Source organism: Prosthecobacter sp. (assembly GCF_044226605.1).
Lineage (GTDB): Bacteria > Verrucomicrobiota > Verrucomicrobiia > Verrucomicrobiales > Verrucomicrobiaceae > Prosthecobacter.
This window is the reverse complement of the sequence record NZ_JBGAGS010000011.1, coordinates 278,889-297,747: the sequence shown is the minus strand read 5'-3', so window position 1 is coordinate 297,747 and position 18,859 is coordinate 278,889. Positions and strand designations below refer to the sequence as shown.

Annotated in this window: 10 protein-coding genes; 2 read left to right on the top strand and 8 right to left on the bottom strand. The window is 61.1% G+C overall.

Annotation, left to right across the window (positions count from 1 at the left end; genetic code table 11):
- Positions 1–274 precede the first annotated feature (274 nt).
- On the top strand, positions 275–1,162 hold the full coding sequence (gene ilvE, locus ACILSO_RS17430; RefSeq protein ID WP_395738716.1) for a branched-chain-amino-acid transaminase: 888 nt from the start codon (positions 275–277) through the stop codon (positions 1,160–1,162).
- A gap of 64 nt (positions 1,163–1,226) precedes the next feature.
- Positions 1,227–2,033 carry a L,D-transpeptidase family protein gene (locus tag ACILSO_RS17425; RefSeq protein ID WP_395738715.1) on the top strand — a complete coding sequence of 269 codons (807 nt, stop codon included), beginning with the start codon at positions 1,227–1,229 and terminating at the stop codon, positions 2,031–2,033.
- Between the two features lie 7 nt (positions 2,034–2,040).
- Here ACILSO_RS17425 and ACILSO_RS17420 read toward each other — a convergent pair whose 3' ends face one another.
- The 8 genes from ACILSO_RS17420 to ACILSO_RS17385 form a co-directional block, all read right to left on the bottom strand.
- Positions 2,041–3,369 (bottom strand): sodium:proton antiporter, encoded by a 1,329-nt coding sequence (locus ACILSO_RS17420; RefSeq protein ID WP_395738714.1) that lies wholly within the window; start codon positions 3,367–3,369, stop codon positions 2,041–2,043.
- Between the two features lie 148 nt (positions 3,370–3,517).
- Positions 3,518–3,997 (bottom strand): YpsA SLOG family protein, encoded by a 480-nt coding sequence (locus ACILSO_RS17415; protein WP_395738713.1) that lies wholly within the window; start codon positions 3,995–3,997, stop codon positions 3,518–3,520.
- A gap of 51 nt (positions 3,998–4,048) precedes the next feature.
- Positions 4,049–5,080 (bottom strand): hypothetical protein, encoded by a 1,032-nt coding sequence (locus ACILSO_RS17410; protein WP_395738712.1) that lies wholly within the window; start codon positions 5,078–5,080, stop codon positions 4,049–4,051.
- An 83-nt stretch (positions 5,081–5,163) separates the two neighbouring features.
- Entirely contained in the window at positions 5,164–13,983 is an 8,820-nt protein-coding gene (locus ACILSO_RS17405; RefSeq protein ID WP_395738711.1) for a thioester reductase domain-containing protein, read from the bottom strand.
- Positions 13,984–14,365: 382 nt separating this feature from the next.
- Positions 14,366–15,424 (bottom strand): transposase, encoded by a 1,059-nt coding sequence (locus tag ACILSO_RS17400; protein WP_395738710.1) that lies wholly within the window; start codon positions 15,422–15,424, stop codon positions 14,366–14,368.
- Positions 15,425–15,504: 80 nt separating this feature from the next.
- Positions 15,505–16,968: an NAD(P)H-dependent oxidoreductase gene (locus ACILSO_RS17395; protein ID WP_395738709.1), complete on the bottom strand. Its 1,464-nt coding sequence runs from the start codon at positions 16,966–16,968 to the stop codon at positions 15,505–15,507.
- Between the two features lie 380 nt (positions 16,969–17,348).
- Entirely contained in the window at positions 17,349–18,119 is a 771-nt protein-coding gene (locus ACILSO_RS17390; protein WP_395738708.1) for an SDR family NAD(P)-dependent oxidoreductase, read from the bottom strand.
- Between the two features lie 274 nt (positions 18,120–18,393).
- Positions 18,394–18,741, bottom strand: coding sequence for a tetratricopeptide repeat protein (locus ACILSO_RS17385; protein WP_395738707.1), 348 nt, complete (start codon positions 18,739–18,741; stop codon positions 18,394–18,396).
- Positions 18,742–18,859 lie beyond the last annotated feature (118 nt).

Here is an 18,859-nt window from a genome sequence, read left to right as displayed (position 1 = left end):
GTGCGGCCGTCCTTGGGATTGAAGACCTTGGAGAGGCGGTTCTTGAGGCCCCAGTCGTACTGGTGGCAGCCCTTGAGGAAGAAGCCGGGAGCGTCCTGAGGGACGTCGGTGAAGTATTCCTTTTCCTTCTTGTCTGCTGCGCTGGTGGAGATGTCGGCCATGGTATTTCTAGGGTGCGGGTTAAACGGGCGCGCAGGATGAGCGTGAATCGGTCTTGCGCAAGCACATTGCCAGCGCTTGCAAAAGCGTCCTATCTGTGGATTCTACGCGCCCCATGTCTGCAAATCTCCTTATTTACCTTGATGGCAAGCTCGTTCCTGAATCCGAGGCGAAGATTTCCGTCTTCGACCACGGCCTCTTGTACGGGGACGGGGTATTTGAGGGCATTCGCATTTACAATGGCCGCGTGTTCCGCCTTACGGAGCATCTGCACCGTCTCTATGACTGCGCCAAGGCCATTTGCCTGACCATCCCGATCTCGTTTGAGGAAATGGAAAAAGCCACGCTCGACACGGTGGCGGCGAACAATCTGCGCGACGGCTACATCCGCCTCGTCATCACACGTGGCGTCGGCTCGCTCGGCCTGAATCCCTACCAGTGCCCGAAGGCCAGCGTGTTCATCATTGCCAGCAGCATCACGCTGTACCCGGCGGAGCGTTACGAGAAAGGCCTGGAGCTGATCACCTGCGGCACGCGTCGTCCGAACTCCGCTGCGCTCAGCCCCCAGGTCAAGAGCCTGAACTACCTGAACAACATCATGGCCAAGATCGAGTGTCTTCAGGCCGGGTGCGACGAGGGCATCATGCTCAATGATCAGGGCTACGTCTCCGAGTGCACGGGCGACAACGTCTTCATCGTGAAAAATGGGAAAGTGACCACTCCTCCGATCTCCTCTGGCGCGCTGGACGGCATCACCCGCCGCGCTGTCATGGAAATCCTCGCGGAAATGGGCATGCCCTGCACCGAGGCCGTCATGACGCGTTTTGACATCTACACCGCAGACGAGTGCTTCCTGACCGGCACGGCCGCGGAGGTCATTCCTGCGGTGAAGTACGACCGCCGCCCCATCGGCGATGGCACTCCTGGCAAGCTGACGCAAGAACTGACAAAGCGCTTCAAAGCTCTCGCCAACAGCACCGGCACCCCAGTGACCTATGCCTGAGGCGGCTCCCGGCAAGGCGGATTTTTGGTGGAAAAATGGCATGCCGAATGCAAATTCATCCGGCATGACATCCCAGCGTCCATCTGCCCGCCTTAGGAGAGCGCTTCTGGTTTTGTGCTACGCATTTGCTGGCGTCGGCTGCTCGTCCCAGCAGGATGTCACGGAGAATCCGCTCGACAGCCGTGCGTGGTGGAAAGGCGACGGAGTCGCGGGCAAGCCACGCATCGTCATCAATCTCAGCACCCAGCGGGTGCAGTACTATAAAGGTGCGCAGCTTGTGGGCGTCTCTCCCATTTCTTCGGGCCGCGAAAGTCATGGCACGGTGACTGGTTCCTATCGCATTTTGGACAAGGACATCGACCACCGTTCGTCGCTTTTCGGCTGCTACGTGGACAAGGCGGGGAATGTGGTGCAGTCGGAGGTGGACACTCGAACCGATCCTGCGCCCGCAGGCACCACCTATGTGGGGGCTAACATGCGCTACTTCATGCGCATCGTCGGCGGCATCGGCATGCATGAAGGCTATCTGCCTGGTTATCCGGCCTCGCATGGCTGCATCCGTCTGCCGACCAAAATGGCCCGCATCTTTTTCAAGGAAACTCCGGAAGGGACGCCGGTGCAAATCGTGGGCCAGAGCTCGCTGGCAGCGACTGAATCTGCGATCCCGATCGGGGTGGAAAAGATCACCGACGTGGCCTCTGCTCCGAAGAAGGCGAAGGCGAAAGTCGCCGCCGCATCATCGAAGGAAAAACAAAAGGTGACTGTACGCCGGGCCATTGTGGACGGCTCCAAATCATCCGGTGGCTTTGGCTCGATGTTCAACTGGGCAAAAAGGCCGCCGCGTGGCAGCACGATCTACCTGGAAGAATAGCAGCAGTTCACTGCCCGCTTTTCACCATCACCCAGCCCACGACGATGAGAATGGGCAGCAGGATGGGAATGGAGAACCGGTACATGTAGGCAAGAAAGGATGGTGTATGCACCCTGGATTTTTCCGCGATGGCTTTGACCATGAAATTGGGGCCGTTGCCAATGTAGCTGCCCGCGCCGAAGAACACGGCGCCAAGTGAGATGGCTGCGAGATGCCGCGCATGCTCCGTGGCAAATTTCAGCACATCCGCATGAGATTCCACCGAGAGATGCTGCTGGCCCATGGACGCCGCCAGGAAGGAGAGGTAGGTCGGCGCATTGTCCAGGAAGGCCGAGAGAGCGCCCGTGGTGAAATAATACTGCAGCGGCGAACTGATCTGGACTGCTTCACCGCTTTGCAGGATCTGCAGGGCCGGGATCATGGTGAGGAAGATGCCGATGAAGAGAAAACCCACTTCCTTGACCGGGCCGAAGTTGAAATCGTTGGCTTCATGCACCGCAGGCTTGGTGATGAAGAACGAAGCCGCAGCCGCAGCCAGCATCACCAGAGCAGGAATGGTAAAGACACCGAGCACCGTCGTTTCCTGGATGCTCTTTGGCAGAAGCACCGCCAGAATGACGACGCCGAGCCACACGAGATTCAGCAGGCCGTTGAACTGCCATTCCTCATGCGCCGTCTCTTTGTCGCGGATGTTTTTAGGAACACGGGAAAAATTTCGGGCGTCGAGAATGAAGAAGACCACCAGCAGCAGCGTCAGTGCCAGCAAGCCGGCCGCCCAGCAGTGCTGCAGCACCCAGAAGAAAGGCACTCCACGAAGGAAACCTAGAAACAGCGGAGGATCACCGATGGGGGTTAGGCAGCCCCCGACATTGCTGATGGTGAAAATGAAGAAGACGATGTGAAATCCGGTGATGCGGAAACGGTTCATTTTGATCCAGGGCCGGATCAGCAGCATCGATGCGCCTGTGGTGCCGATGATGTTGGCCAGCACGGCGCCTGCGAGGAGGAAGAGCGTGTTCACCAGCGGCGTCGCCTCCCCCTTGACGCGGATGTTGATTCCCCCTGAGATGACAAAGAGGGAGCCCACCAGCGCCATGAAGCTCACGTACTCCTGCGCCGCATGGTGCAGCGGCTGCCAGTTGTGCTGCACAAAAGCGTAATAGCCTGCAGTGATCAGGCCCAGGGTCACCGCCAGCTTCGGGTAATGATGCTCCCAAAAGTGCGCGGCAATCAGCGGCATCAGGGCGATGCACAGCAGCAGCACGACAAATGGAGCCACCATGCCCAAATGAGGCAGGGAAGCATGAGAAGTGGCGGCGGTGGCGAGAACAAGCATGCTTCAGTTTAGTGCGGAATGATTCGAGCAAAAGGGCCATGCGCAGTCTGCGCTGTGCCCCCGCGTTGTATTCGATTTCGCCGCGGGTGCAAGATGCCCCTGTTTGCTGAGATTCTGAGCAGCGGGGATCTCCCCACGGAACATCACATCATTCAGGGCGCCGGTCCAGAATGCCCTTGGCCTTTTCGAGTTCGTTGGTCGCCCAGTCGCCCACCCCGGGTTCGTCCGCATCGGTGGATCCCGTGATGTGGAGGCGCCGGATGTAATGTTTGTCCAGAAAGGCCACGATCTTTTCCGAAACACCCAGAATGCCGCGGTGCACATGCAGCACCGGCTTTTTCTGCTTTTTGGCACCTGTGACGGCCTTGAGGGCGGCGCCGGCGGCCTTGGCGGCCATGGTGAAGACCAGGGTGGCTTCGGCATCGCGCACGTTGGAGCCAACCGCCTCCAGCAGATTCTCCGTTTCGCCTTCCTTGAGCTTGTAGCGAGGGTCCAGGGGTTCCGCGGCATTGAACAAGCCCTTCGGGCACCAGCCGCCGTGCGGAAATTCGTGTTTTAGCGCCCACTCGAGCGAGCAGCGTTCGACCCCAAGCTGGGAGCCGGTGATGATGATAAGTTTGCAAGGCATGGTCGCCTCAGAAGAAATCAGGACAGCGTCCGCAGCAAGTGCGATCTCGTACTATTCAAGGTGCCTCCCCAGCATGAGGTCCAGGTTTCGTTCGACGATTTCCCCCATGGATTTGCAGGAGTCAAAGACATGGGTGCTGTGGTACTGGCCCAGTTCCGAACGCAGCTGCACGACCTTTTCAAAAGGCTCGACCGCGTTGTTTTTCATGCAGTGCAGCAGGGCGGTGATGCGCTGGCGCTCGGACAGGTAGCGGCGGGAGATGAGGCTGCGCTCCTCCTCCTGGTACTGCTTCATGGTGGGGAAGTTCAGGCAGGCGGAGCAGAGCTTCACCACGGGATTGTTCTCCTTGAAGAACTGCGGGAGGTACAGGCTTTTGCGTCCCTCATAGCTTTGCTGGTCGAAGTCGATGGCGCGCACGCGGTACTGCACCTCCTCAAAATCGGGCGTCATGTCCACCACGTAGTTGTAGCTGCGCATGTCCCCCAGGAGCCGGATGAAGCAGCGCTCGCTGAATTTGACGAACTCCTTGGCCAGACGGACGCCATTAAAGTCCGGGCGCTGGAGGTAGTCGCGGATGAAGGCATCTCCTGGAATGCCGGCGATGTGCTCCTCCACCAGCGTGCCGCCGCGGTGCATGAGGTAGTTGATGCGGTTTGGGGAAAGCAGGTGTTCCAGTTCCAGACCATACACGCGGGAGGCATCCGCCGTTTTCACGTAGAAGTGGTCGTAGTTGTCATTGTACTGGTTCACCACCCGCACACGGAAGGGGCGTGAGTTGCCAAATTCGCAGTAGTCCACACGCTCCACAAAGAGATGCGGCACGGCGTGGAAATCTCCGGTGCGCAGCTGGGAGTAGATGCTGGTCAGCTTGGGGTAGATCTCCTGCTGCAGCTCGCGCGGGTACAGCACGCTGCTCCAGTGGGTGGCATTGCCCTCCTTGTCAAAGAGGGGGTAGCTCTCGGAAAAATTGCGCAGCTCCTGGTAGGTTGTCGGCAGGGAGTAGCAGCGCCCGAACTGATCCAGGTACCCAATCAATTCATCGGTGACGGGGATAAAGTTTTTGCGCCTGGTGATCTCGTTCATGGCGGTGGTGTGTCGCACTTTGCGTTCCAAGTATCAAGCGGGGAAGGCGCGCTTCACCTGGCGCGCCTCCCTTCGCCGTCACGTCACTCTTCACCTGCGGGAGGAAGGAAGCCGGTCTGCACGAAATGCCTGAGGTAGAGCTTCATCCGGTCGTGATCGATCGGCTGGCATTGGATGCCGGTGCCGTCCAGGTCCCGCAGTGTGTTGCGGCAGAACTCGGCGGACTGCTCCTGAACGAACTGCAAAAGGATGTGGCGTGGCATGAAGAGCTGGTAGGCCGCCACGGGGTTTTGCTGCAAGGCGAGGCCGCCGTTTGCGAGCGTGGCCTCCCATTGGTCCTCGGACACCACCTGGATCGGGTAGCCGCATCCGCGTGCCAGGTCCACCACTCCGCGGAAGCTTGGCGCAGCGGGATTGATGAGGTGATAGTTCCGCCCGCACTCGCTCAGATTCAGCGAGAGCCGCACCAGGGCGGCCGAAACGAAGTCGACCGGAGTGAGAAGACTGCTGTAGCCGGCCTCAGGGCCCACACCGGTGGCGATGCAGGTTTTGAGGAAGAGCCAGATGACATTGTCGGAAGGGCTGACCCCGGTGCGGTCGTCGCCCACGAGAAGTCCTGGGCGGTAGATATTTACCGGCAAACCGTGGGCACGGGCCTGGATGAACAACTGCTCTGACGCCCAGCGGCTCTGGCTGTAACCCAGCGTCAGTTTTTCATGGGCAGAGAGCGGCGTGTCCTCGCTAAGCGTATTTTCAGCGGTGCCTGGGAAGGCGCTTAGGACAGACGCACTGGAGAGATAATTCACCGGCTTGAGCCTGCCTTGGGAGGCGAGACGGATGATTGCCACGGAGCCGATCACATTGGCGGCCCTTAACTGAGCATACGCGGAGATGTGATTGATATGGGCGGCGGTGTGGAAGATGACGTCCACAGTCGAGGCCAGCAGATCGAAGGCCGCAGGCTCGAGACCCAGCAATGGCTGGGAGAGGTCTCCCAGCACTGGCATGATCCGGGGGCGGAAGGCGTCCTCCCAGCAGCCGCACTCCGTCATATGCGCCTCGATCATTCGTGCGGCACTGGCGGCGTCTTCGGCGCTGACAAGGCAGTGGATGCCGGCCGGGGTTTGCTGCAGAAGATCGCGCAGAAGGAAGGCACCAAGGAATTCGGTCGCTCCGGTGAGGAAGATGATTTGCGGTTCACGAATCTGGGCGGCAGGCACCGGCTCCGCAGCAAAGGGGATGTCCCAGCGCCCCAGGTGCGCATCGTGGACAAAACCGTCGTCTCCTTGGGGCGGTGTGGGAGTCTCCTGAGCCGGAGCTGGCGCACCGGAGTCGGCCTTGCTACCGGTCAGGTTGGTCAGCAGGATTTCGGAGAGTTTCTGCACAGTGGGAGCGCCTCCCATCAGCTGGCCCGTCGGAATGGCGATGCCTGTGAGGCTTTCAACCTGATGAATCAGCTCAACCGCCATGAGCGAATCAATGCCGATTTCATTGAGGGGGCGTTTCGAGTCGATCTTGCCGGGAGAGGTGCGGAGGATCTTGGCCACCTGCTCGCGCAGGAAGGTGTCCAATATTCCCAGCTGTTCAGCTGGCGTGGCGCGAAGCACAGCCTCACGCAGCCAGTTGGAGTCTTCGGCCTGATGCTGCCTGAGAGCATCCTCGGTGGTCAGCAGGGCATAGCGTGGGGTGGTGATGATGGCAGGAGTGACGGCGGCCCATTTGGCCCAGTCAATTCGCGAGATCATCATCTGCGGGATTTTCGGCTGCAACATGAGCCTGCCCAGGATGGGGAGGCTCTCAGTGGGGGCCAGACCTGACCAGCCGATGCGTGCAAAGTGTTCCTCCAGCTTCTTGTGACGTGCCACATAGCCCACGCCGGACATGACGCCCCAGTTGATGGTCAAGGCAGGCAGGCCAAGGCTGTGGCGGTGGCTGGCCAGGGCATCCAGGAAGGCATTGGCGGCGGCGTAGTTTGCCTGACCGGGGCTGCCGATGATGGAGGCCACGGAGGAGAACATCACGAAGTGATCCAGCGGGAGGTCCCGTGTCTGCTGGTGCAGGTTCCAAGCGCCATTGATTTTTGGCGTCGTGACCTTCTGGAAGCGCTCCGCATTGAGCTGGGAAATCAGGCCGTCATCCAGCACCATGGCCACATGGAAGACGCCGCGCAGGGGCGGATGCGACTGCGCAATCTCCTCCAGCAGCGCAGTCACGCTCGCCGGATCGCTGACGTCCGACTGGATGACAGTGACGGTGGCGCCTGCGGCCCGCATGGCGGCCACGCCTGCCTGCGCCTCCTCGGTTGAGGCGCCACTGCGGCTGGAGAGTACGATGTTGCGCGCCCCTTGTGCCACCAGCCATTTGGACATGGCCAGGCCAAAACCGCCAAGCCCACCCGCGACGAGGTAGGTGGCGTCTGGCTTCAAATGAAGCGGTGCATCCGCCGTCTCCCCACTGAGAGTTACGCACGCATCCGCCATCGTCAGCACCACTTTGCCAATCTGACGCGCCTGCGTGATGTAGCGGAACGCATGAGCCGCGTTTGCCAGAGCAAAGCTGCGATAGGGCAGGGCCGGGAGCTTGCGGGAGATGAACAGCTTCTTCAGGCTGCTCATCAATGGCTTCGAGTTGCGCGGATCGAGCGCATGGCCGAGGTCGATGGCGTGGTAGGAGAGGTTCTTGCGGAAGGGGAAGAGACCCACCTTGGTGTTGCCGTAGATGTCACGCTTGCCGATTTCGAGGAAACGGCCGTACTGCCGCAGCAGCGAGAGGCTTTGATGAATGGCCTCTCCCGCGAGAGAATTGAGCACCAGATCCACGCCCTCGTTTTGCGTGATGCGCATGATCTCTTCAGCAAAGGCCAGCGTGCGTGAATCCAGCACGTGCTCCACGCCGATCTGTTTCAAGAAGCCGCGCTTCTCCGCGCTGCCAGCGGTGGCAAAGATCTCAGCGCCGATGGCTTTGGCGATTCGCACTGCTGCCTGGCCGACTCCGCCGGTGGCGGCATGAATGAGCACGCGCTCTCCTTTGGTCATGCGTCCCTGATGAGACAGGGCGTAAGACGCGGTCAGGTACGTGACCATCATCGTCGCCGCCTCTTCCATGGTCAAATGCGGCGGCTTTGCCAGGACCGCATATTCGACGGTGGTGACGTGCGTGCCGAAACATCCGGCGGCCAGCGCCATGACTTCATCTCCCGGTTTGAACTGTGTGACATCCGCGCCCACGCGGACGATGCGCCCCGCACATTCATCGCCCAGCAGCATGGCGTCCGCGGCTTCGGCGGGATAAATGCCGAGAGCCTTCATCACATCCCGGAAATTCAGCGCAGCTGCGCAGATCTCGATCTCCACTTCATTCGGGCCCGGAGCGCGGCGCGGTTTGGCGCGGAACACCAGCTGGTCCAGAGAGCCAGGCTTGGCAGATTCAAGCCGGAAACATTGCTCGGCCGTGAGCGTGGATGGCAGGCTTTGAGCTGGTTTGTCGAGCGAGCCATGCACGAGCCGGTGGACATAGCGTGCTTCACCTCGCCATGCGATTTCGGCCTCCTCGTCGGCATGCAGCAGTTCCTTGAGAAGGACGTCGGTGTCTTCGGAGTTCCGTGCCGCGTCGAGATCCAGGCAGCGGCAGCGAAGATCTGGATGCTCGCTCATGATGACGCGTGACATCCCATGCAAGGGGGATTGGGCAAGAGAGAGGGGGTAAGACTCTTTGCCGGCAGCCTGTGCTCCACGTGTGATAAACCACAGGCCCGGCAGTGCGCTGCGGCCCGAAGCTGTCAGTGCCTGGACGAGATAAAGCGGGCTGTGGCAGACGAGTGCTTGAGAGCGTGCCAAATCCGCCACGGTGATCGCGTCTCCCGCAGGGACGTCGAGACTCCAGAAATGAAGAATGCCACGAAGGGGTGGCTCTGCCGGCAGTTCGGAAAGCAGACGTGTGTAATCTTCCGCCTGTGATGCGTGGATTTGCACTTCATCGGCAGCGACACGCGTGAAACTTTCCGATCCGGTGACGAGGAGACAGGTGTCACCACGCTTTCGCAGGGACTCTGCGAGTGCGTGGGCCTGCCCGTTGCGATCGGCAAACAGCAGCCATAGGCCGGGCTCGGCGGGCGGCACATCCGCAATGAAAGGCTGGGTCAGCTCGGGCCCACGGGCGAGCAGGACGACTTGTGCCGTCTGACTGTGGTTGCTGGCATCGCTTACGGCTTCGATGTCACTGAAACCCGCGGCGGAGAGGAGCTGAGTCCAGTCCGAAGCGGGCAGCAACGGGTGGTGTGCACGCAGGGCGGAGTCCTGAAAGCTCCACCAGCGTTCGTTGGTGCCGAGCACAAGATCATGCCATGGGCTCGCGCGCTCAACTTCCAGCGCGATCAGCAAAGCGCTGGATGCCATCAACTGGCTCACATGTCCCAGCGTCTTTTGCACGTTCTGCGTCAACGACAGGGCATTGGAGACAATGACAAGGTCAAAGCGCTCGTCTGCGAAGCCCTGCTCCGCAGGAGGAAGGTCGAGGTCAAGCACCCGGTATTGCACCGACGAATAGTCGCCGAATTTTTTTCCTGCCTGATCGAACCAACGGTCTGAAACATCTGTAAAACAGTATTCCACGCCCACATGCGGCAGGCTTGGCAGCACACTTGCGGTCACCCCGCCTGAACCGGCACCGATTTCCAAAATGCGCACCGGGCGGCCTTCCGGAAGCCGTGCCAGGGCGGCAGCCACTGCCTTGCCCACTGTCTGATTGTAAACCCGGGTGAAGACCGAGCCTTCCTGATAATGCTCCAGCATGTTGGCGGACTGCAGCGCCGCGCCGTCGCATTTGCCACGCATGAATTCAGCAAGACCCGTGGTGCAGCGGTCCAGCAGAATGAGTTCCGGATGGAAGCTGGGGAAGTGAAACACGAGGTCCTGCCAGAGCTTGTCCCGCTTCAATGCAGCAGGTTTGGCGGTGACTTTCCAGGAGGGCTCCTCAGCTCCCGTTTGCGGCTGGAGCCAGCCGTCTGCTTCCAGCAGTGTGAGGAGGCGCTGCAGGAGGCGCGCATGCGCTGCCTGAACCTTGAAGCGCTTCATCAATGCGGTCAGAGTGATGCTCTCATCCACTTTGGGACGCCAGCCCAGGTCCTTTAGCACGGCAAGGATGGAACTGCGGCAAAGCTGATGGAAGCGTGGCTCCCATTCCTCATAACGCGCATTCATTCCGAGTCCTGCGCTGAACTGCGCGGCGCTCTGGCGGAGCTGCGCAGCCAGCGCGTTATTTTCTGGCAGCCAGTCGGCGGGAGTTCGCGCACTAAAGGCTGGGAGCGGCTTCAGATGCCATTCTGACTGATACAGCCAGTCTGCCTGCGCACCCGAGCCGGGGGCGCTGCTCATGGAGGTGTGTTTGCAGAGGAAATCGGTGATCTCTAGAAGCACGTTTCCTGCGTCATCCAGGATGAAGAGATCGATGACGATGATCTTTTTCGCGATTGTCTGCGTTCTGCGAACGTAGGCCCACACTTTGTCTCCGGGCTTGGAGTAGCAGCGAACGCGCTCCATGCGTGCAGGCAGGTACAAGCCGTCTGCCGGGATGGCAATGGTGGGATGAATGCAGGCATCCAGCAGCGCGGGGTGAACCTCATAGCGACACAGATCCGTTGCGACGGCAGGAGGAAGCTCGATGCGTCCCAATGCCTCATCATGCCCGGCCCAGACATGGGTCAGGCCTTGGAACTGTGGGCCGTAGTGAAGTTCCGCGGTTGCTGCTGCTTGATAGAACGCCGGGCCATCCAGCTCCGACAAGCAGCGCAGTTTGATCGCTGAAAGATCAAAGGCAGGTGGCTGCCTGCGCTCCGGCTCCGCACGCATGCGGCCGGTGACGTGCTGAGTCCAGGTGGGCGGGTCTGGAACAGGCGTGCTCTGGATAACAAAGGTGTTTTCTTCCGGGGTGCACGCGATTTGAACGGAGATGACGTCATCTCCCGCCGGAAGAATGCAGCCACGGAGGATCTCAAGCTCCTCGATGACGAAAGGCTTGTCCGGATGCAGTTCACGCCCGGCAGCCAGTGCCATTTCCACATAACCTGCGCCAGGGAAGATGACGTGCTGGCCCACCCGATGATCTTTCAGCCAGGTCAAGACGCTTTTGTTCAGCGCGGTCTCCCAAGTGGGGTGGACGCTTTGCAGCGCAAGTCTGACAAGAGGATTGAGCTGCGGATGTTTCCGAAGTCGTGCGGAGTGAGCGGGCTCATGCCAGAAGCGATCCTTCTGCCAGGGATACTCCGGCAGACGCACGACGTGGCCGCCCTGCGGATAGAGCGCGGACCAGTCCACTTCGTGGCCGTTGACGTGGAGTGCACCCAGCGTCCCGAGCAGCGTTGCGCGTTCCGGCTTCTGACGACGCAGGGAAGGCAGGACCATGCCAACCGCCTCTGCCTGTGCCAGGCTTTCCATCATGGAGGTGGAAAGCACGGGATGGGGGCTGATCTCCAAAAACTGCGTGAGGCCTGCGGCGATCAGGGCATCAATGGCGGGAGCAAACAACACGCTTTGCCTCACGTTGCGCCACCAATACTCCGCATGATAGTCGGTGCCATCGGCCATTTTGCCGGTGACGGTGGAATAGATTTTAACGGTGGAGGGCTGCGGAGAGAGGCCGTCGAGGGATGTGGCGAGTTCATCGCGCACGGGGTCCATGTGGGCGCTATGGAAGGCGTATTTTACGGGAACGTAGCGCACGAAAAGCGCACGCTGCTGCAGGGAGTGGAAAATTTCATCCACGGCAGCGGCATCGCCGGAGATGGAGACCATGCGGGGGCCATTGACAGCGGCGAGGGAGACTTGTGTACCATATTTCGCAATGGTCTCCTCCGCCTCAGCCTGAGTCAGAGCGGCGGCGATCATCTTGCCACGAAGAGGGGTCTGCTCCATGCAGCGCCCGCGGTGGTGGATGACGCGAACGGCTTCCTGGAGAGTGAGGGCACCGCTGACATGGGCGGCGGCGACTTCGCCCATGCTGTGACCGACCACGGCAAAGGGGCGGACGCCCCAGGACTGCCACAGTGCGGCGAGGGCGACTTGCAAGGCGAAGAGGGCTGTCTGGGCGATGTGGGTTTCGTCGAGACGGGTTTCGCTTTCGTCGCGCTTCAGTTCATCGAGGAGGGAGATGCCGCCGAGTTTGAGCAGCTCATCGTGGCAAGTCTGAATGGTCTGGCGGAAAACGGGCTCCTGATCGAGGAGCTCGCGGCCCATGGCCCACCACTGGGGGCCCTGACCGCTGAAGACGAAAACGAGGCGGGCGTTTTTGAGCGGCTGCCCGACATTAAGGCCGGGGGCTGACTCGTTGCTCAAGAAGGCGGTCAGGGAGGAGAGCATTTCGTCGCGGGTACGACCCACGGCGGCGAGGCGGAATTCGTGATGGGTGCGGCGGCGGCTGGCGGCGGCGCAGATGGCGCTCAGGGAGATCGATTCGTCCGCTGTTTCCAGGTAGGAATAGAACGAGCGTACGACGGCTTGAAGGGCGGCGTCCGTGCCGCGAGCGGAGATGGTCAGGAGGTGCTCTTCACCGGATGAAATGGGGGGAGTGCGCGTCTCATCGATGGGGGACGGAAGCTCCGGGGCGGCTTCGAGAACGGCATGGGCATTGGTGCCGCCGAAGCCGAAGGAGTTGATGCATGCCAGGAGGCGGTGATCCGCGTCCTTTTTCAAGGGAGTGGCGACGACCGGGACCTTGAGGCGCAGGCGCTCGAAATTGAGCGAAGGATTTGGGTTTTTGAAATGGAGATTGGGCGGGATGATCCCGTGCTTGAGGCAGAGGGCTACCTTGATGAGGCCTGCGATGCCGGATCCGGCCTCCAAGTGGCCGATGTTGGTTTTGATGGAACCGACGAGGCAGTCATCGCCGGGCTGGCGGCCGACGCCGAGGACGGTGCCGAGGGCGCTGCCTTCGATGAGATCGCCGATTGTGGTGCCGGTGCCGTGGGCTTCGGCATACTGGATCTCATGCGGAGACACTCCTGCCAGGCGGCAGGCTGTGGCAATGATTTCCTGCTGGGAGCCGCGGCTGGGCACCGTCATGCCGGAGGTGCGGCCATCCTGATTCACGGCCGTGCTGCGGATAACGGCATAGACGGAGTCTCCGTCCGCCAGCGCAGCGGAGAGGGGCTTGAGGCAGACGGCACCGACGCCTTCGCCCCGGACGAAGCCGTTGGCGCTGGCGTCAAAGGCTTTGCAGCGGCCATCCGGGGAGAGCATGCTCATGCTGGAGAATGCGAGGAAGGGATAGGCGGAGATGATGCAGTTCACCCCGGCGGCGATGGCGGTGTGGCATTCTTTGTTCCACAGGGCCTGGCAGGCCATGTGGACGGCCACCAGTGAAGAGGAGCAGGCGGTGTCCACGGCGACACTGGGTCCCTGGAAGTTCAACGCGTAGGAAATACGGTTGGCAGCAATGCTGGCGGCGACACCGGTGGCAGAGTAGGGATAGGCCTGCCCGCGGCCGATATCGATTTGCTGGATGTCACTGTAATCGTGGGTCGAAATGCCCACAAACACGCCGGTATCCTGACCTTTCACGATGTCAACCTGCTGGCCGGCGTCCACGAGGGCCTCCCAGGTGGCTTCCAACAAGAGGCGCTGCTGGGGATCGACAAAGGCGGCCTCGCGCTGAGTGATGCCGAAGAAGGCAGGGTCAAAGGTGGCGATGTCTTCGATCAGGCCGGCCCACTTGGAATAGGTTTTTCCGGGCTTGCCGGGTTCGGGGTCGTAATAGAAACGGTGATCCCAACGGTCCCCAGGCACTTCGCGTATGGCATCCACGCCATTGAGCAGCATGTTCCAGAAGGACTCAGGGTTATTGGCTCCTCCTGGAAGGCGGCATCCGATGCCAACAATGGCAATGGGGTCGAGGGCAATGGGGTCTGGCATGAATTTAAATCGGTCTTGCTTTCAGTACGAGGAGAGGGTTGTCAAGAAAGCGGCTGGGAAAGAGCATGTTTCGTGGCAATGACACTGTACGAATGTGGGCTGCCGAGGAGGTGATGAGACCTCTATTTATTTAACGACGTTGGATCTTTGTTTGCCTGGAACTGGACTTGGGGACGGATGCAGAGCCGGAGGGCGGAGGGAGGGGGCTTCAAATGGCAGGCAACCGTGGGAGCCGTGCCTGTACAACGCGGTTATGCGAAGGACGGCAGGTGAAGTGGCGCTCGGGCACGAGCATGCCCCTGCTTCCGGTTCATCGGCTGCGCTTGATCCCGGTCCATACCCTCCGGGCGTTGCCAAATAGATCACGAACTTGCGGGCGCTTTTACGCCTGGGATTGAGCGTGGGTGAGGAAGTTTTTGAAGGCTTTGGGCATTTTGGCCAGGAGCTTTTCCGGGGCCAGGCGGCGGAGTTGCTGGCTTACGTTGGCGGCTGATTTCATGGCCAGGTGCTGGGACAGCCATTCCTGGGACACGGTGGTACGTCGCCACAGGAGCTCTGCCAGCAGGAGCTTGCGGGGATCCGACCCTTTGAGTCGTGCGAGTTCGGGGGCTCGTATTTCCGCGGCCTTGAGTCCCTGCTTCAGCCAGGCCTCCGCCTGCTGCTGCCCGTGCGCTTTCAAATGGGGATTGCCCCGGAGATTGCGAGCTTTGGGCGCGCCTTTTTTGAGCAGGGCTCCGGCCAGCTTGCGCATTTTCTCGCCAAAAGCCTGCGTGCCCCAGTACCAGCCGCGACGGAGGTGGCTGGTCCGGGCATCCACCTCCGCTGGCAGCGGAGGCACGCCGCAGTTTTTCATCTCTTCACTTGCAGCCCGCCGGTCGAGACGCTCGACCATTTTGCGCCGGCCGGTGGTGGAGTCGGCCAGATCGAAGGATTTGAATCCGCTCTCGGCAGCCAGCCATTTGGCGCGTTTGGTGGGAGGCAGGGCGTAGCCGCCGGCAAGGCTGCTCCACGGGTAGTCCAACACGCTTTGCCTTGCCGCAGGCCGGATGATGCGGGCGCGCACGGGATTGAGATGGATGTAGTCAAGCAGCGTCTGGTAATGGTAGGAGTCGTCTCCCTCCACCACGACCGACTTGTAGCGGTCGCCAAACAAGCGCCCCCACTGGCGATGCCGCACGTTGTAGCGGCGGGTGAGGGTGTTTTGCAGCCAGGACATGCCTGCGACCAGATTGGGCTCCGGCGTCTGGATGAAGAGGTGATAGTGATTGTCCATGAGCACCCAGGCATGCACGCGCCAGCCGGTCATCTCGCAGGCCTGGGAGAGGGTGTGCAGGAAAAAGCGCCGGTCATCGTCATCATGGAAAATGGCCTCCCGGCGGTTGCCGCGGGCCATGATGTGATAGCAGGCGCCGGCGGACTGGATGCGGATGCTGCGTGCCATGGCCGCATTTTGACCGTGAAGAGAAATGGTGTCAAGAATTTGCACCCTGACCCCGTTTGGCGTGATGAGCGGTGGCGCGGTCAGGGGTGGTGGAACCAGGGGGACCCGACGAACCAGAGCATGTAGGAGAGGGCGAGCGCGAGGAGGCCATTGATGCGGCCTGGATGGGGGTGGCGAAGGTAGGCGGCCAGGGTGAGGATCAATGCGCCGGCGTGAACCAGGAGGGGGAGGTGGAACCACCAGGGACTGACAAAGAGGGCTGCGTGCAGGCCGAGGGCCAGCAGTGTGGAGGCGATGGCGGTGATGGAGGCGGCATGTCTCCCAAAACGGGCAGCGAGCGTTTTTTTGCCGACAGCGACATCGGCCTCGAGGTCTGGAAATCCGGCAAGAATGATGGCGGGCAAGATGGCAAAGAAAGCGGGCGCAGCGAGCACCCAGGGCTGCAGATCAAGGAGGTGGCCGCCTTGCGAGATGTGCCCGAGAAGGATGACCATCGCGCTGTGGGTCAATGCGACATCGAGTTCTCCCAGGGTGCGGTAGGCGAGTTTCAGCGGTGGAGCGGTGTAGCCGATTCCGAGCAGCAGTCCCACGAGCAGGAGGGTGATGCCATCGAACGAATGAACCTCCGGGAAAAGGGAGGGCAGCAAGAGCAGGATGCACGTGATGCCGACAACGGACACTGTTCTGGCGGATCGAAGCTGCTGAGTGGTGAGGATGTTTTGCACGAGGACGCGCGAGCCGCCTGTGAAGGGTCCGCTGTTGCGATTGAGCTTGTCTGTTGGCAGGTCGTGGATCTCGTTTGTCAGCACGGCGATGGCTTCCATGAGCCATGCTGCGGCCCAGCAGAGCAGGTAGGGGGCCCAGTGCAACGGGGTGCCTTTTTCAGCGGCCGCGCTGACGGCGCCGGCGGTGAGGGCAAGCCAGGGAAAAAAGTAGAACTGAGGACGCAGGGCCTGCAGCCATGCGCGAAGGCGTGGTCTCCAGCCTGTGCGCAAAAGAACGTCGAGCTGCGAGCCCGCCTGGGCGGCCTGCCCGAGCCAAAGCTGCCGCTGAGCGGGGGTGGAGGTGCGAACGGGGGAGAAGAGCAGGGTGCGGACCGTTCTGATGCCGCAGAAGCGGAGTGTGGCATCCCGCAGCGCGCGGACGCTGCATGAGTGGAGGATGAGGGCGAAGATCCAGCGAGGTGTGTCCATGGTGGCGATGAGGGTGGCGGAACGCCCGGCGAGAAGCCCCTCCCAGCCGCCATCCTCACGCTCTTCAAACGCGAATCCTGGGAGCAGCACACGATCGAGCCATCCTTTGAGTAGTGCGGGCATGGTGCCCCACCAGACGGGATAGACGATGATGATGTGCTGCGCCCATAGGAGTTCCTGCCGGGCATGTACAAGGCCGGGTTCCAGGGGCTGGCCTTTGTGGCTGAGGTCAAAGCTCAGCTCACGCAGCGCGAGCCAGCGCACCTCATGCGATGCGGAGGAGGCGCCATTGGCCACGGCTGCGACGATGCCGCCGCAAAAGCTGTCTGCGCGTGGGTGAGCGTCGATCACGAGAACGTGATACCGGCGTGCCTTGGGTGCTGGGGTCTGTGCCGCTTTCATCGATGCAGGATTCCGTGCGAGGCTTGGTGCAGGGAATGCCTGATAATCGTGTGTTGCGGGCCGGGTGCGTGTCTGGCAGTTGGCCAGAGAGATGATGTGGAGTGGCTGGCGAGGCCGTTGGTTTCCGTGTGGCCCGGCTTAGATTTGCGTGGGATGAAGGAGCGGGGCCGGACAGGTTGAAGGCTTAACTACGTCCGAGGAGGCTGACGCAGGGGCTATGCGAGTGGGAAGGTTGGACTTCGAAACTTGGAATGATGCTCCGTGATCGAGGACGAGTGAGTGGAGCGAGGGCTGAACGAAGGGAGGAGGAAGAGGAGGAGAAGGATGGGTTAGAGGATGTTGATGGCAGCGCCACCGTCCACCACAATGCCCTGGCCGGTGATGTAGGCGCCGGCTTCGCTGGCGAGGAGAAGGGCGGGGCCGGCGAGTTCGCGGGGGGCTGCCCAGCGCTTGAGGGCGGTGCGATCGGCGAAGTATTTCTTTTCTTCGTCGTTGAGGAGCTTGCCGGGCATGTCGGTAAGGAAGGGGCCGGGGCAGAGGCAGTTGACGGTGATGCCGTAGGGGCCGAGGTCGAGAGCACTGGCACGGGCCAGGCCAATGAGGGCGGCTTTGCAGGCGCAGTAAACGTTGCGCTTCAAGCGGCCGCCGACGCCGAGCACGCTGGAGATGTGGATGATGCGGCCCCAGTTGCGGGACTTCATGCCGGGAACGACGGCGCGGGTGAGGGACATGACGGCGGTGAGGTCCACTTCGACATTGCGATCCCAGACTTCATCGGTGATTTCGTCGATGGCCTGGGGATTGTTGATGCCGGCGTTGTTGACGAGGATGTCGATCTTGCCGAGGCGTTTTTCGGCTTCCACGGCGAGCGCTTTGACGGCGGCGCGATCGGCCATGTCAGCGACCATCCATTCGACTTTGACGTCAAGGCCTGCGCCGATCTCAGCAGCGGCGACTGCGAGTTCTTCGGCGCTGCGGGAGGAGATAAAAACGTCTGCTCCGGCTTCGGCGAAGCCGCGTGCCATGGCCTTGCCGAGGCCTTTGCTGCCGCCGGTGACGAGTGCTGATTTACCGGTGAGGGTGAAGAGGGGGGAGGACATGGGGGAGGGGAAGTTGGCGGTTGTTTGCGGTGGTTGGCGATTGTTTGCAGTGGTTGCCGGAGGGGATGGGTGGGAGGGAGTTAGGGGAGGTGAGGGCGCTGGGCGACGGGCAGGAGTGACCATCGGACTTCCAGAACGGTGGGAAAAGGCGGGGTTTCCACTTAGGCCATCAAAAATCGATGGGGCGGTAATCGTCAATCTTTTTGCCGGGGACGGGGGGCTGGGCGGGCGTGATTGACGAGCAATCGATGTTGATTGCTGAGGTAACGGAGAGTTACTTCACCACTTTGCCGCCGAGGGAAAGGATGCGGGCTTTGCCTTTGGCGTCTTCGGCTTCGGCGATCTGCTTGTTGGTGACGTACATCTGGGACAGTGCGGTCCAGGCGAGGAGGTCGTTGGGCTGGAGGGTGGTGGCCATGAGGCCGGCTCCGATGGCTTCTTTGACTTCTCCATTGCGCAGGAGGGCCATGCCGAGGGCGTGCCAGCTGTCGAAGTGGTCGGGCTGGAGGGCGACGCAGCGGCGGTAGAGGGCGATGGCCTCGGACAATTCGCCGAGGGCGACATGGCCGCTGGCTTCATCGTAGAGGTCTTCGACGTTGTTTGGCGGAGGGGTTTCGCTCATGTGCGTCGGTGGATGGATGGAAGGACTCTGAGATGCATGAGGCCAGAAAATGAAGAAACCGCAAAGCCTGCCCCGAGAGTCAAAGTTTTGCGGTTCCTGTTCTGTGCGGAGTCTGATT